Annotated in this window: 15 protein-coding genes; 7 read left to right on the top strand and 8 right to left on the bottom strand. The window is 45.2% G+C overall.

Going from position 1 to position 15319, the window contains the following annotated elements:
• Positions 1-220: 220 nt before the first annotated feature.
• Positions 221-1216, bottom strand: coding sequence for a gluconate operon transcriptional repressor GntR (gene gntR / locus AAC855_RS07925; protein ID WP_340609056.1), 996 nt, complete (start codon positions 1214-1216; stop codon positions 221-223).
• A 188-nt stretch (positions 1217-1404) separates the two neighbouring features.
• On the opposite strand from gntR, the gene AAC855_RS07920 reads away from it, so the two are divergent.
• The 4 genes from AAC855_RS07920 (at position 1405) to AAC855_RS07905 (ending at position 5251) form a co-directional block, all read left to right on the top strand.
• Positions 1405-1833 carry a bleomycin resistance protein gene (locus AAC855_RS07920; protein ID WP_340609055.1) on the top strand — a complete coding sequence of 143 codons (429 nt, stop codon included), beginning with the start codon at positions 1405-1407 and terminating at the stop codon, positions 1831-1833.
• A 138-nt stretch (positions 1834-1971) separates the two neighbouring features.
• The gene (locus AAC855_RS07915) at positions 1972-2964 is read left to right on the top strand and encodes a hypothetical protein (RefSeq protein ID WP_340609117.1); all 993 of its coding nucleotides are present in this window, start codon (positions 1972-1974) and stop codon (positions 2962-2964) included.
• On the top strand, positions 2964-4115 hold the full coding sequence (locus AAC855_RS07910; protein ID WP_340609054.1) for a BamA/TamA family outer membrane protein: 1152 nt from the start codon (positions 2964-2966) through the stop codon (positions 4113-4115). Before AAC855_RS07915 ends, AAC855_RS07910 begins: the two co-directional genes overlap by 1 nt.
• Positions 4109-5251 carry a DUF4056 domain-containing protein gene (locus AAC855_RS07905; protein ID WP_340609116.1) on the top strand — a complete coding sequence of 381 codons (1143 nt, stop codon included), beginning with the start codon at positions 4109-4111 and terminating at the stop codon, positions 5249-5251. The genes AAC855_RS07910 and AAC855_RS07905 overlap by 7 nt, the downstream gene beginning before the upstream one ends.
• A gap of 104 nt (positions 5252-5355) precedes the next feature.
• Here the strand turns inward: AAC855_RS07905 and AAC855_RS07900 are convergent, their stop codons facing one another.
• Genes AAC855_RS07900 through plsY form a run of 3 tightly spaced genes read right to left on the bottom strand, consistent with a single transcriptional unit; the run spans position 5356 to position 7734 of the window.
• Positions 5356-6393 carry a zinc-dependent alcohol dehydrogenase family protein gene (locus AAC855_RS07900; protein WP_340609053.1) on the bottom strand — a complete coding sequence of 346 codons (1038 nt, stop codon included), beginning with the start codon at positions 6391-6393 and terminating at the stop codon, positions 5356-5358.
• 36 nt (positions 6394-6429) lie between these two features.
• Positions 6430-7017: a GrpB family protein gene (locus AAC855_RS07895; protein ID WP_340609052.1), complete on the bottom strand. Its 588-nt coding sequence runs from the start codon at positions 7015-7017 to the stop codon at positions 6430-6432.
• A 57-nt stretch (positions 7018-7074) separates the two neighbouring features.
• Positions 7075-7734: a glycerol-3-phosphate 1-O-acyltransferase PlsY gene (gene plsY, locus AAC855_RS07890; protein ID WP_340609051.1), complete on the bottom strand. Its 660-nt coding sequence runs from the start codon at positions 7732-7734 to the stop codon at positions 7075-7077.
• A gap of 115 nt (positions 7735-7849) precedes the next feature.
• Here plsY and folB point away from each other — a divergent pair, with 115 nt between their 5' ends.
• The gene (folB, locus tag AAC855_RS07885; protein WP_340609115.1) at positions 7850-8203 is read left to right on the top strand and encodes a bifunctional dihydroneopterin aldolase/7,8-dihydroneopterin epimerase; all 354 of its coding nucleotides are present in this window, start codon (positions 7850-7852) and stop codon (positions 8201-8203) included.
• 161 nt (positions 8204-8364) lie between these two features.
• On the opposite strand, the gene AAC855_RS07880 is transcribed toward folB, so the two are convergent.
• The 4 genes from AAC855_RS07880 to AAC855_RS07865 form a co-directional block, all read right to left on the bottom strand.
• Positions 8365-8664 carry a helix-turn-helix domain-containing protein gene (locus tag AAC855_RS07880; RefSeq protein ID WP_038264287.1) on the bottom strand — a complete coding sequence of 100 codons (300 nt, stop codon included), beginning with the start codon at positions 8662-8664 and terminating at the stop codon, positions 8365-8367.
• 2 nt (positions 8665-8666) lie between these two features.
• The gene (locus AAC855_RS07875; protein ID WP_340609050.1) at positions 8667-9017 is read right to left on the bottom strand and encodes a type II toxin-antitoxin system RelE/ParE family toxin; all 351 of its coding nucleotides are present in this window, start codon (positions 9015-9017) and stop codon (positions 8667-8669) included.
• A gap of 248 nt (positions 9018-9265) precedes the next feature.
• Positions 9266-10426, bottom strand: coding sequence for a multifunctional CCA addition/repair protein (locus AAC855_RS07870; protein WP_340609049.1), 1161 nt, complete (start codon positions 10424-10426; stop codon positions 9266-9268).
• 88 nt (positions 10427-10514) lie between these two features.
• Positions 10515-11135, bottom strand: coding sequence for a TIGR04211 family SH3 domain-containing protein (locus tag AAC855_RS07865; protein WP_340609048.1), 621 nt, complete (start codon positions 11133-11135; stop codon positions 10515-10517).
• Positions 11136-11423: 288 nt separating this feature from the next.
• On the opposite strand from AAC855_RS07865, the gene AAC855_RS07860 reads away from it, so the two are divergent.
• Positions 11424-12383 (top strand): CYTH domain-containing protein, encoded by a 960-nt coding sequence (locus AAC855_RS07860; protein WP_340609047.1) that lies wholly within the window; start codon positions 11424-11426, stop codon positions 12381-12383.
• A 16-nt stretch (positions 12384-12399) separates the two neighbouring features.
• The gene (gene glnE, locus AAC855_RS07855; protein ID WP_340609046.1) at positions 12400-15261 is read left to right on the top strand and encodes a bifunctional [glutamate--ammonia ligase]-adenylyl-L-tyrosine phosphorylase/[glutamate--ammonia-ligase] adenylyltransferase; all 2862 of its coding nucleotides are present in this window, start codon (positions 12400-12402) and stop codon (positions 15259-15261) included.
• Positions 15262-15319 lie beyond the last annotated feature (58 nt).

Raw genomic sequence — 15319 nt, 5'->3', positions numbered from 1 at the left:
TCAAACTCCTTTGTGCAGATTTTGCCACTTCGCTATCCCCGTGGTTGATCTGCAAAATTTTCTCTGTGAAATATTACCTGCGTAATGTTACCGGTAACTATCTATCAGCAACATTATCAGTAGCAAAGGATGGTGAGCAATCAATCAAGATTGGCAAAAAAGGAAAATGTGAGGCTTATCGCAATTGAAGGCGGGAAAGCATCATTTTAAGCTACAAAAATTAAACACTTTCGCCTAATGAAAGTGTAAAACCAACATCAATAAGGGTTTGTTCCAGTTTTTCACCTTTCAGGCGAGCGAGCAATGCTTCTGCTGCCTTGCGGCCCATTTGGTCACGAGGTGTTAATACGCTGGCAAGTTTTGGTGTCATTACCTGACCAACATCATGCCCGTGAAAACCAGCGACAGAGATATCTTCCGGTACCTTAATCCCCTGACGCTGACATTCAAAGATAGCACCAATCGCGATATCGTCATTGGTACAAAATAGCCCGTCAACATCAGGGTATTTCAGGCGGGTTTCCTGTAATAGCTGGGCACCTAATGAGTAGGATGAACTCACCGTCGTCATCATTTTCCTTGGTTGCAGACCGGCACTATGCATTGCCACTTCATAGCCTTGCAAACGTATCAGCGTCCTTTCATCCTGTCGGGCCCCGAGGTAGACGATACTCCGGCATCCACGTCCGAGCATGGATTCCGTCATCTGGCGCGCAGCTTCAAAATTATCAATACCGACAGCGACATCAAGGCAGGGTGAGACACTGTCCATTAATTCGACGACGGGAATGCCGGTAGTTTCCAGTACTTTCAGTGTCTTGGGAGTATGCGTCCGTTCAGCCAGTATCAGACCATCAATATTATAGGAAAGCAGGGAAAGCAGACGTTCTTCTTCTTTCTGTGCAGAGTAACCGTAATGAGCAAGCATAGTCTGATAGCCATGACGGTCAGTCATATATTCAATGCCGCGGATTACTTCAGCAAATACCTGATTAGTCAGTGAAGGCAGTAAAACACCGATTGTTCGGCTGGTGGAGTTGGAGAGAATATCCGGCACACGATTAGGAATGTAACCCAGTTGATCCAGCGCTGCCGCAATCCGTTTTCCCAAAGGTTCAGAAACTTGATTGGGATTGCGTAAGAAACGGCTGACTGTCATCTTTGTGACACCGACGAGATCTGCAACATCTTGTAAAACGGGGCGTTTTTTCTTCATTTTCAATGCGGTGTAATCAATATTGGAGGGTACAAACTAATAAAGTGTGTTTTTAACATATTTGGACATCATGATAATACGATTTTTAGCAAAAAACTCTGGCTAACTCACATTCCATAGATGCTCTATTTATTCATAAGCTGTAATAATGTTTTTGTAGATAGGAAATCAGAATAAACCGGATAGATATGAATACAACGACTGATATAACCTATTGGAACCGAATGGTTCCTGAGCTGACGGTTACCGATTTTTCGCTTTCTTTTGACTTTTATCAGCGCATATTGGGTTTTAGCGTATTGATAAGACGGGAAGATCCCGATTTTGCTTATCTGAGTTTGGGGGAAGCACAACTCATGCTGGAAGCATTTCATGATAGTGGCTGGAATACCGGAGAGTTGAGTAAGCCACTGGGACGTGGGATTAATCTTCAAATTGAAGTGGATAATGTGGCTTCTTTACTGGTTAGGCTGAAGGATAACGGTATTAAATTGTATCGTGAAGTAACAGATAACCATTATTGCATCGGCGAGACTTCGGTATGCCAGCGCGAGTTTCTCGTGCAGGATCCTGATGGTTATTTGCTCCGATTTAGTCAGTTTATCGAGAGTACATGAAATAATTAGGATGAAAAACAATCAATTCAAAATGATTTATTTCATGTTAGTTATTCATTTTTAAGCATTTTAGGTTAACTTTAAGTGGCAGGGGTTATGCTAGTCTGCCGAGTCTTCCATTTTTCCTTTGAGTTTATTATGACCTTAACTAACTATAGCAAATTGTTAGCAACTGCATTCTGCCTTGTAACTTCATATAGTTATGCAGACAGTGAACGCCCGCTTTTTTCATTGACGATGACTGAGTCTGGTGTACAGCAAACGAATAGTGATGGTAGTTTGTCCCATTCAGCTAAATCAGAGTCCCGCATTCTGCCGATTTGGGGGGATGAAGCCCGAGCCAGAGGCTATGATCTTCCTGAACCATTCGGGGTCAGTTATGGTTATATGAACCTGCGCCAGAATGTGATTGTGGATAGTATTAAGTTTGGATTTACTAACCCAGAAATAAATGAAGCCTGGAAAGATAAGATTATTGTCAATGCAGGAAATACCCGAAGTAAAAATGAAACTCATTTATTGAAACTAGATACATGGGTTTTACCTTTCCTGAATGTATATGGTGTTTATGGAAAGACTAAAGGTAAGTCTGAAACAAATTTGGATAATATTATCGTCTTCGGAGATGCTGATACGTTTAAAAATATTCCTTTTGAGCTAAATTTTAAAGGAAAAACCTATGGCGGGGGGGCAACATTTGCGGGTGGGTATAATCAGTTTTTTGCTACTTTGGATACAAACTATACCAGAACTAATTTAGATATTTTAGATGGGGATATTAGTGCTTTTGTTGTCACGCCTCGTGTGGGTTATGAATTTGTCTTCAGTCCACTAATTCCCGAGAAGGGAAATAGCAAAGTTCAGGTATGGATTGGTGCCATGTATCAGGACATTACTCAGCGTTTTAAAGGTGATGTCAGTAAATTGAACTTACCACCTGAAATTGACAGCCTATTTAATATGCTTAAGTCTAGCTCAGATATAAATTTTGACGTCAAACAACACCTTGCCCATAAATGGAATAATACAGTTGGTGCTCGTTTTGAGGTCACTCGTAATTTCAATCTATTATCAGAAGTGGGTTTTGGTAACCGAAACAGCTTCTATATTTCCGGCGAGTTTCGTTTTTAATGGTGCGCTTTACGACTATCAAAAGGCTGGCGATATCCAGCCTTCTTATTTTGACGACCTCAGCTGCTCATGCAGATATCCTGCCTGACCGCCAAAAAATTGACGGTTGGCTCAGTGAGTTAGGTGGGGATAATCAGTTCGACGCCAGCAAGAAAATTGACTGGGGTGTATTGCCCGGCCCTTTTTATACACCGGAAATGGGAGTCGGGCTTGGTGTGGCTGTGGTCGGGCTTTACCGCCCTGACAGTCACGACGATATTAGCCAGAACTCTTCACTGGGGCTCAGTGGGTTTGGCTCATCCACCGGCGCTTTTGGCCTGAACTTTACCAATTACAACTTTCTTGCCAGTGACCAGTGGCGGTTATTTATTTCTGGCACCCTCAATAACATACCGACCTATTATTGGGGGAAAGGTTACAGTGCGGGAAAAGATAACAGAAATAAACAAAGTTATCGTTCGCGTGAGTTTGATATTCGCCCCCGAGTGCTTTATCGCGTTGCCGATACCACTTATATGGGGCTGGGCTTTAATTTCTCCTCCGTCAATGCCGGTGATACTGATGCTCAGGCGAAAAAATATTTTGAGCAGTCTGTTGGCGGAGCCTCAGTTATCAGTTCAGGTGTAAGTGCATACTTCAGTTATGATAGCCGGGATTTCCTGCCCAATCCGCAGTATGGTCAGGCGCTTGAGTTGATTTACACCTATTTCTCTCCTGAATTAGGCGCAGACTCTCGTTTCTCTACGACACAGTTACAGTTTTCGACTTATCACCAGCTATCTGAAAAAACGGTACTCGCTTTTGATAACTATGCGCGTTTTAGCGCCGGTGAAGTGCCGTGGAACCAGCTATCCTTGTTGGGAAATAGCCTGCGTATGCGCGGTTATTATGAAGGGCGTTACCGCGACAAAAATATTTTCACAACTCAGTTGGAGCTGAGGCATAAGCTGGACTGGCGCCACGGCGTTGTCGGCTGGGTTGGAATGGGAACGCTGAGTGATACTCCGTCAACGTTGGGAGAACGACATTGGCTTCCTTCAATTGGCGTCGGTTATCGTTTTGAGTTTAAACCACGTATGAATGTCAGGTTAGATTTTGGTATTGGAAAAGGCAGTACCGGGTTTTATTTTCAGGTTGGAGAAGCATTTTGAAGTATTTGGTCACACTACTGTTAAGTTTTCTGCTGACAGCCTGCCAAAACAAATCAGCACCGGTTACAACTATTGAGCCGATGCTCAAAAGTACGACATATGAACAGGCAAAAACGGATTGGCTAGCCCTGCCTCCTGTTCAACCTCCTGAAGGTCTAAGAGCATGTTGTGCTTTCGGTTATGACCTTAAAGTGAATACATTAGGGCTTTCTGTACCTCTCTATCATATTGATAATATTGTTGAAGCAAATAAATTGGGAGAACATCACTATAACGATAGCGTTCTTGGTGCAAGCGCGGCGTTATTGGGTGTCAGCAATGAAAAAATCGGCCTGCTCTATACCGAGAAAGGCGGATTCATTGATATTTCCCATGTCAGGGATACTGCGGACTATACGCTTTATCTTTTTAGCCAGATTTATGCTCGCCTTGGCCAAGAATGGACATTGTCTTTGGATGATGAGCTGGCCGCACGTAAGATTCGCTTTTTTGCATTTACCCCGCCCACAGATCCCGCAGAACGCTATACCCTGAGTGCGTATCTGGCTGCAAAGCTGGCATTTCAGTTAGCCGCTTGGCATGAGATTGCTCAATGGTATGGTTATCAGTCTATTCCCGGTTTTTCAGAGGCGATTTCGGCCTTTTCTCCGGAAGATCTCTACTCCAATTTATTAGGCGCAAGACTGGCACTGACGCTTATTCTGCAAGGTCAGGTATCTTCTGTGAGCCACTTTTCTGCTGCTATTGCGAATATCCTGCCAATTGCCTTAGATGAGCTGGGAGCTTACGACAGGTCAGGTACAAAGAGGATGTTTGATAAGGTGGATGGTTTATGGTGGAACAGCTACCAGCGTATCCCGCAAAAGTTTCTGGTATTGCGCAGGGATTATGAAACTCAGGATAATCGTTATCCATTAATGCCTTTCGGCAAGGAACAGTTTGCTTTACGCCTTTCGTTACCGGATTCCTATCGGAATTTTTCATTGGATAAACTGGCTGAATTTCAGTTATGGCCAACAAAGAGCATGAAAAACTTACCTTCACCGCAACATTATTGGTCAGTGAAAGATTTTCCAATGTTGGCAGAGAATGCTGAAAAACAAGACAGGTATCAGCAACAGTTGAATGGCAAATAGCTTTTGTGACACTAAGCTGTAGTGTGTTTTACCTACTGTTTTTCAGTGGGTTTCAGCATGTAGCAGGAAAAGTTGTCATCCCGAGACTTTTCCTGCTACATCAATTATGCTGACAGGACGATTTTCAGTGCCTTCTCTTTGGCGGCATTCCCAAATATGTCATAAGCGGTCTCTATTTCACTCAATGAATAATGGTGAGTGACCAATTTTTCCGGTGAAATCTTACCGGATTGAACGCTTTTCAACAGCATGGGCGTGCTGCTTGTATTGACCAGCCCAGTGGTGATGGTGATATTTTTGATCCAGAGATTTTCCAGATGTAAATCGACGGATTTGCCATGAACACCAACATTGGCAATAAATCCACCTGCGGCGATGATATCCTGACATATCTGGAAAGTCGCGGGGATCCCCACGCACTCAATTGCAACGTCAACCCCAATGCCATCAGTCAATTTGTGGATCGTATCAACCACGTTTTGCCGTGTCGGGTTGATAATTGTGTTGGCACCAAACTGCTGAGCAACGCTGAGGCGATTATCATCGGTGTCTATCATGATGATATGTGCCGGAGAGTAAAACTGGGATGCCAGTAGCGCAGAGAGCCCGACAGGCCCTGCACCGATTAAGGCGATGGTATTGCCCGGCTGAACCCTGCCATTGATCACACCAATTTCAAGCCCGGTCGGCAGAATGTCGCTGAGCATTAAGGCGGCTTCTTCATCAACACCTTCTGGCAGACGATGAAGGCTGTTATCAGCATGGGGAATACGGACTTTTTCGGCTTGTGTACCGTCGATTTTATGCCCCAGAATCCAGCCCCCATCTTTACAGTGCGCATAAAGTTGGCGCTTACAATAGGGACAACTACCACAGACGGTAATACAGGAGATGATGACTTTATCACCGACGTTGAGGTTACGGACAGAATCGCCGATTGATTCAACAATACCAATACCTTCATGACCCAGTATTCTGCCCTGCTCGACAGTAGGAACGTCTCCTTTGAGGATGTGCAGGTCTGTCCCACAGATAGTGGTTTTGGCAATGCGAACAATAGCGTCCGTGGGCTCAATGAGTTGGGGTGGCGCTTTCTCTTCCCAACGTTTTTTTCCGGCTCCGTGATAAACAAGTGCTTTCATATAACCCCCTTCACAATGGTTTTACAATGTTAAGAACTACAGTAAGCCTTGGTGCTTGAATATTTTCATGTATATTTCATGCACAACCGCATGTTTTCTCTGATTGTAATCTATGACGTGAGTTACATTATCTGCTGCCTGAAGTTTAGCAGAAATATAGCGTTCCCGATCTTCAGGATGTTTCCTGAGCCAGTCGCGAAATAAAATATGGCGGATATGTTCAGGGCAGGCTGGGCCAAATACGTGGAGGTTGGCTCTTGGCTTTGCCAGACGAAAACAGCGATGCTGATAAAAGCTGGGTTCACGTACGGTTAAGTAATAACCTAGCTTTTCCAGTGCTGGCAAATACTTTTTTTCCTGTCTGGGATCTTCCACAATAAGATCGATATCGATGATTGGTTTGGCGGCAAGATGGGGGACAGACGTTGAACCGACATGCTCCAGCCGGAGAACCGCGCTGCCCAGTACAGATTTTATATCAGCAGAAAGTTGTTGCCATTGAATGACCCATTCTGGGTCATAATCCACGACTTCGATGACTTCTTCGATAGGTTTTCCATGTACCCATGGGTTTTCATTGGGATCTGGCGGCGGGAAAAAAGTAATCTCTTTTGGGACAACCATTGATGTCTCTCCATGCTCTTTGGAAAGAGGAATAGCCCCCTTGCGGGGACATTCGTGTTAATCGTCCTGTTGTTGCTGTTCCTTCTCTGCCTGAACTTTTTCTTTTTCAGTCATTTCTTTTTTCTTTTTCAGTTTATGCCAGATGCGGCTTTCCTGCCCTCGCCAGAGACGCTGAATATTATCGTGGTGGCGCATAAGTATCAGGCATGAAAGCATGGCGACGGGAAAGGTAAATTCAGGTTTAAACCACCAGACGTAGAAAGGTGCAACCAGCGCACCGACAATTGCGCCCAATGAAGAGTAACCGCTCAATAATACGGTCAGCAACCAAGTACCGGCAATTAACCCCATAAGATCCCAACCAATGGCAGCGATGGCACCGAATGCAGTGGCAACACCTTTACCGCCTTTGAAATGGAAGAAAACGGGATAAATATGCCCTAAACAGGCTGCGATAGCGATAATACCTAAATAAAAGGGTTGAATGTTGAGCTTATATGCCAGCCAGACAGGGATCATGCCTTTCAGTACATCGCAGATCAGTACTGCCAATGCGGCACCTTTTCCGCCGATACGCAGTACATTTGTTGCTCCCGGATTACCGGAACCATGCTGGCGCGGATCGGGTAATCCTGCCAGACGACAGATCAATATCGCGCTGGATATAGAGCCACACAGATACGCGAAGATGATCATACCAAGCGCGATAGCACTCATAAGATATCTCCAATCACCAATGAATAAGGGTCGTTTTCTTTACTATAACAATGGATAATACGCACATTTAGTCGGAAGTGGTATCCGGTGAACTAAAAAACGGGGAAACAGCGTGATGGATATCGTATTTATTAAAGAATTAACCGTTATTACGATGATTGGCGTATACGACTGGGAACAGACGATTAAGCAAAAGCTGGTGTTCGATATCGAAATGGGCTGGGACAATAAACGCGCCGCTTCCAGTGATAATGTAGAGCACTGTCTGGATTATTCTCAGGTTAGTGAAACGGTGATCCGGCATGTAGAAAACCAGCGGTTTGCACTGGTCGAACGTGTAGCTGAAGAAGTGGCGGATATTTTACTGAATCAGTTTCATTCGCCGTGGGTCAGAATTAAAGTCAGTAAGCCCGGCGCTGTGGCACAGGCAACCAGTGTGGGTGTCGTGATTGAACGTAAAGCCAGCTAGCACTGGATTTTTAACGATTTAATATGCTGATTATAAAAGATAATATTGATAGCATTTCCACATTGCATCCACTTTATAACTGAAATCTTTAGCAAAAGCCCCTCATATAGAGAGAGGGGCTTCATATAATCCACGTCACGTTTTCTTTTTGACCTTCTAAATCATAGATGAAATGCCACACGCTTACCGGTTGGAAGTGTCACATCAATACTTAATTCTCCCCCCAAAGCAGCTACATATCGCTTGAGCGTTGAAAGACGCGGATCATGGTCGGTATTTTCCATTCGAGCGATAGAAGGTTGCTGAACACCCATAGCGGCTGCAAGCTCCGCCTGTGACATGTCTAATTCATCACGTAACTGGCTAAGAGCCAATTTGATGCTAGCCTGTTCAACTCGCTTTTCAACGCGCGCCTGCATTTCCGGGCTTTCTTGCGCTAACAATTTTCTGTAATTAGACATCATTATTTCTCCAGATTGTCCAAGTGACGGCGATACTCGAAATCAGCTTTTCTTATCATATCCTTGTAGAACCGCTTTTCATTTTCCCCGCTTTTATTGCCAGCACATAAAACGATTGCGCATCGCTTAGGGTCAAAAGCAAAAAAAGCTCTAATCGGATCACCGGCGTGTTGAATACGCAATTTCTTCATGTTTGGGAAGTCGGAGCCATATAGCGTATCAACATAAGGTCTACCAAGATTCGGGCCAAACTTTTCCAGTACTCCCATTGCTTCATAAATTGACTCCCTGAGTTCACCACTCTGAGCCAAAAACCATTCGTCAAAGTACTCTGTCGTTATAACTTCCCACATACCGACTCCATAACTTATTCGTTATAATTGACGGTATAACATATTTGTTATATTGCCAATATTAATATTGAAGACGGACAGCATTCTTTTCGCTTTATTACGGGCTACCAAAGCACATAACCGTCTGCTGCTCTTTTTCAGGTTGGATCGTTCAACCCCACCTGAATAAATTTCAACAGACTGCTTTGGCTTTATAACAGTAATGCAGAGAATTTATCTTATTAACTTAAATGATATTTTTCAGCCAGCTAGTGCTGGCTTTTTTCCCAGTCAGCGATGGCAAGTTGGCGTTGCCGCTCTAATTCTGTGCGGATCTCTGCTCCCTGAAAACCCCGGGCAATGATTTGCTGAACGCTCACTTGAGCAGCAACAGCAAAAGCACCACGTAGATAGTTTTCAGAGGGATAGAGCGGTGTTTTCGATCCGGTTAAAGCACAGATATCGGCTTTACTACAGACAATTAATTGCTCAAGACGTTGCGGTTTGCGCCATACGTCGATGGCATTGAACAGCGCCAGCACTTTTTCTGGCGGTAGTTGTTGAGCTGTTTGTACCCAATCAGAATATTGAGCCACGATACCGGCAAGATCCCGTACCGAATTAGGAACACGTAACCGTTCACACAACTGTTTAATCTGTTCATTTTCGATGTGAGTACACAGTGAAGCAAACCGAATATCAGTATCAGTGCTCAGGTAAGTCGACATTTTCAGGATGTTCAGTGAATGAACGCCTATATTTATATCTGTGTACTTGAGAGGGGCATCAAGCAGGTTATTGAGTTCCGGAAAAAGGACAGCCAGAGCGCCACAATTGCGTAAAACCTGAAAATAAACCTGTGGGGATTGCGATGCGAGTGCTTTTTCCGTTTCCCGCCAGACTCGCTCAGGAGTTAGGGATGACAATTCACCACTGGCTGTCATTTCAGTGATCAGCACCTGCGTTTCCGTTGCGATGGAGAAATCTAAATGCGCAAACCGGGCTGCAAAGCGAGCCAGACGTAATACCCGCAGCGGGTCTTCTGCAAATGCGGCTGAAACATGACGAAGAATACGGTTTTTCAGATCTTCAACACCCTGATACGGGTCGATCAATTCACCTTCGGCCGTTTGCGCAATGGCATTGATAGTCAGATCCCGACGCAACAGATCTTCTTCTAGTGTGACATCAGGAGCGGCATAACAGGTAAATCCGGTATATCCCTGACCGGATTTTCTCTCTGTACGTGCCAGCGCATACTCTTCATGGGTTTGAGGATGCAGGAAGACGGGAAAATCTTTCCCGACTTGTTGATATCCCTGTGACAGGAGTTCTTCCGGGCTGCCGCCAACAACAACCCAGTCTCTTTCTGTAACCGGCAGATTCAACAGTTGATCACGAACGGCTCCGCCAACCAAATAAACTTTCACGCTTGTGTCCTTTAACGCTATTTCCTTAAAACTATATGCTTGAATCTATATTCTTAAACCCTACATCATTAAAACCAGCGCTTTTAAATCAGCTCATCCAGCGATCTTTACGTTTCCGGCGTGGAATGATATGCGGCAGAACAAGCCCCAACAGTAGGCCGATACCAGCGACTGCACCGCCATACATGAACCACTGCAAAATGATTTCTCTTTGTTTATCATCGAGCTGTAGGTTGGCAATTTCTACCTTTTTCTCTGCTACAGTCAGCTTGTTCTGGAGTTTGGTATTCTCGGCTTTTAAGTCATTGATGATTCTATCGCTGGCAGCGACTTTGCCCTGCATTTCAGCAGTACGTTCATTCCAGCTATTATCAATATTAGCCAATTGCTCGGTCAGCGTTTTGATTTTCTGCTCCATCGCGGGAATACGCTCGCGCACACTGGGAATAGCGCTGAGTTCACTGGATAAGATCCAGCTTGTACGTCCTTTGCTGTCCTTTATCTGCAAGTAGCCATTCTCTGATTTAGGATTTACCAGAATGACTTCTGAACCGGCATTCAATGAACCCATGATGCGGTTCTGAGTACTTGGGCCGCTACGAATGTAGGCTGATAGTTCATCGGAAACATAACGTTTTTCTTCAGCATGCACGGATAACGGAAGTGTAAAACCAAGTAATAAAATAAGTAATCGATGTAGTTTCTGCATTCTGTTGTCAACTGTTTTGGTGTATGTGATTAACGTGATTCAAGCTATCCAATTTTTCAAACTACTCAGGCTGATAGTAAAGAGTTAAGTTTGTGGGTGCAATCAGTAAACCAGAATGAACCTTCAATCAACTGACCGAATATCGATATTGTTAGGGTTTTTTTGATGGAGTAGCACAATCATTGTTGAGAGAACAGGCGATTGTGGTTTATTTTTCATATTCTGAAAAACTTCTCTGAAGAATTTCCCTGAACAGACCGTGCAGTATGAACCGAGAGAGAGATAGATATGCGTTCTGTAGAAGTAGAGTTGAAACTGTCAGTAAAACCCGAAACGATATCGACAGTACGCGACCGATTATTCCAGTTTCCTAATCATTACACCTCACCACAACATTTGACCAATATTTACTTTGAAACACCGGATAATCAGCTGCGTCGCTGGGACATGGGGCTGCGTATTCGTGGCTTTGACCAACAGTATGAAATGACGATTAAAACAGCGGGGCAGGTTATTGGCGGCTTGCATCAAAGACCAGAGTTCAACGTTCCTCTTCATCAGCCAAAACTGGATTTAGCCCGGTTTCCTGCTGATATCTGGCCTGAAAATACCGATATTGCTCAATTACAGGTTGCGTTGAGGGATCTGTTCAGCACGGATTTTTCCCGTGAAAAATGGCTGGTGAGCTATGGCAAGAGTGAAATAGAAGTGGTTCTGGATCAGGGAGAAATCCGCGCCGGAGAGAAAACCTCGCCGATTTGTGAATTTGAACTGGAGCTGAAAACCGGGCAGGTGTCTGATGTATTGTCATTAGCAGAAGAGCTGGCAATTCAGGGGGGATTACGGCTGGCAAACAGTAGTAAAGCGGCACGGGGTTATGCGCTTGTCAGAGAAGTCTCTTCTACTAACTCGGTTGGTATGGAGGCGGAACTCTCTGAAACACCGAAATGGCAGCAACCATTATCTGTTCTTCTGACAGATATCCTGCAACAGTGGCAGGAACAAGAGGAAGGCTGGCTGGCAGGGATAAATGCAGGAAAAACAGGTTTAGAGAAAGTGTTAAAACGGGCAGGGCTGCTGGTTGAAAAACAAGGCGGAACAGCGCCGGCACTGGGTTTATTGGCTGAATTAGAAGAGAACTTATCCACAGTCGATGCAGAGACTGGTGCCGAGAACCTGTGTTACAGCGCGAAATGGCTGCAATGTAAACTGGCTCTGACTCAATGGTTGATGACCCAATTACCATAAACAATGGAACCTGACTATGCTGCCACTTTCATCCGTTTTAACTCATCAATTGAAGCATACGGTGATGCACTTTCAGCCATCATTCCGGCAATCAGAGGTCGTCACAGACAACTTCGCACCTCATGAACAGGCGGTACTGGCAATAAGTGATTTTGTAGCAGAAAATCTGCTGACTCGCACTGAGTGGCTGGATGAGATCCGTCAGGATCTTCCACAGCCTGATGAGTGGCAATACTATTCTGCATGGCTGAATCAGGTTCTGTCTTCAGCCAATGACGAAAATGGACTAATGCGGGTGTTACGTCTTTTCCGCAACAGAATGTTGGTGAGAATTGCATGGTCACAGGCTCTGCCTAGCAGTACAACAGAGCAGACACTGCAACAATTGAGTGTACTGGCGGAGACGCTGATTATTGCTGCCCGTGACTGGTTGTACCGGCATTGCTGTCAGAGTTGGGGAACGCCCACGGATCAGGCTGGTGTCGCACAGCCGCTATTGATCCTTGGTATGGGGAAACTGGGGGGAGGAGAACTGAATTTCTCTTCTGACATTGATCTGATTTTTGCCTATCCAGAAAACGGTGTGACACGAGGTGGCCGTCGTGAAATGGATAATGCGCAGTTTTTTACCCGGTTGGGGCAAAAACTGATCAAGGTATTGGATCAGCAGACGATTGATGGTTTTGTTTATCGTGTTGATATGCGATTACGCCCGTTTGGTGATAGCGGGCCGCTGGTATTCAGCTTTCCGGCACTGGAAGATTATTATCAGGAACAGGGACGGGACTGGGAGCGTTACGCGTTAATAAAGGCGCGGATTCTGGGGCATGATGATCAGGCGTACTGTAACGAATTACGCCAGATGTTAAGGCCATTTATCTATCGCCGTTATATCGATTTCAGTGTGATCCAATCGTTACGCAACATGAAGAATATGATTGAGCGGGAAGTTCGTCGGCGGGGTTTAAAAGACAACATTAAATTGGGGGCTGGCGGAATTCGGGAAATTGAATTTATCACACAGGTATTTCAGTTGATCCGTGGAGGGCGAGAGCCCATTCTGCAATCCCGCTCATTATTACGGGCACTGGAAGCCATCGAAACATTGGCATTATTGACTCAGGAGCAGGTCAGACAACTCAAAGAAAGTTACCTGTTTTTACGTCGGCTTGAGAATTTGCTGCAATCCATTCGTGATCAACAAACTCAGACGTTACCGGAGAATGAGCTGGATCGTGCCCGTTTATGCTGGGGAATGGGATTTTCTGATTGGGATCAATTAAGCGTAGAAACAGAAAAAAAGATGCGGGTTGTGCGGGATATTTTTCAGCAACTGATCGGTGATGAAACTGAGGGTAATAGTGAAGTCTCTGCTCATGTGCCGTTTAAGAGCTTATGGCTGGAATATCTGAACAGCGATGAACTGATAGCACTTGTTCCTCATCTCAGTGAATCTGAAGCTCAAAAAATGCTCGAGACGATGGTGTCGCTACGTAACGATATCAGCAAGCGTACCATTGGCCCACGGGGTCGTGACGTGCTGGATCATCTTATGCCACGTCTGCTGACAAAAATTGTGGCAAGAGAAGATACCAATACCGTATTGGAGCGGGTGATTCCTTTATTACTGAGCATTGTCAGCCGGACAACCTATCTGGAGCTGATTCTGGAGTCAGAACAGGTGATGACCCACGTTATTCGCTTGTGTGCCGCTTCTCCGATGATTGCCTGCCAGCTTAGTCAACATCCTCTCTTACTGGATGAATTACTCGATCCGACTTCATTGTATAAGCCATTACCGCTGGAGGCTTACCGGGATGAACTGTATCAATACTTATTGCGTATTCCCGAAGATGATGAGGAGCAGTTACTGGAAGCATTGAGGCAGTTCAAACAGGCGCAGCTATTTCGGATTGCCGCAGAAGATATCGCGGGTGCTCTGCCGGTGATGAAAGTCAGCGATCATCTGACTTATCTGGCTGAAGCGATAATCGGTGCGGTCGTGCATCTGGCGTGGAACCAGATGGTAAAACGTTTCGGTACACCCACTCATTTATCGCAACGTCAGGGGCTTGGTTTTGCCATTCTGGGTTATGGCAAATTAGGTGGGTGGGAGCTGGGTTATGGTTCTGATTTGGATCTGGTGTTTTTGCTGGACTGCCCGATAGGTGTTATGACTGATGGCGATCGTTCCATTGATGCCCGTCAGTTTTATTTGCGTCTGGCCCAGCGGATCCTTCATTTATTCAGTACCCGAACAGCTTCAGGCGTGTTGTATGAAGTCGATGCCCGATTGCGTCCGTCCGGCGAGTCAGGAATGTTAGTCAGTACGCTGGAGGCCTTTGATGAGTATCAGAAAAAAGAGGCATGGACGTGGGAGCATCAAGCGTTGATTCGTGCCCGGATGGTATTTGGTGATGAAAAAATGCGGCGCGATTTTGAGCGTATTCGCTGTGAAACGCTGTGCATGCCACGGGAGCCTGAATTGTTGCGCCAACAGGTACGTGAAATGCGTGAAAAAATGTATCGGCATCTGGGAAGCCATCAACATGGTCAGTTTGATATTAAAGCTGATCCCGGAGGGATCACAGACATTGAATTTATCGCCCAATATCAGGTACTGCGTTACGCGCCGGAAAACGCCAAACTGGCCCGCTGGTCTGATAATGTCCGCATTTTTGAGCTAATGGCTGAATACAATATTATGGGTGAGGAGGAAGCAACCGCATTGACACAGATTTATATCACTCTGCGTAATGAACTGCATCAGCTTGCTTTACAGGCACTATCAAGCCATGTGCCTGCTGAACGGTTCACCCAACAGAAAACACGCGTACACAATAGTTGGCAGAAATGGCTTGGAGATAAAGCACAGTGAGTTCGGCTTTTTCTGAGGGTTCTTTCTGGCATTCTGGCGGGTTATGGTAATATCCGCC

The organism is Xenorhabdus bharatensis, assembly GCF_037996705.1.
Taxonomy (GTDB): domain Bacteria; phylum Pseudomonadota; class Gammaproteobacteria; order Enterobacterales; family Enterobacteriaceae; genus Xenorhabdus; species Xenorhabdus bharatensis.
This window is presented reverse-complemented; position numbering and strand designations above follow the sequence as displayed.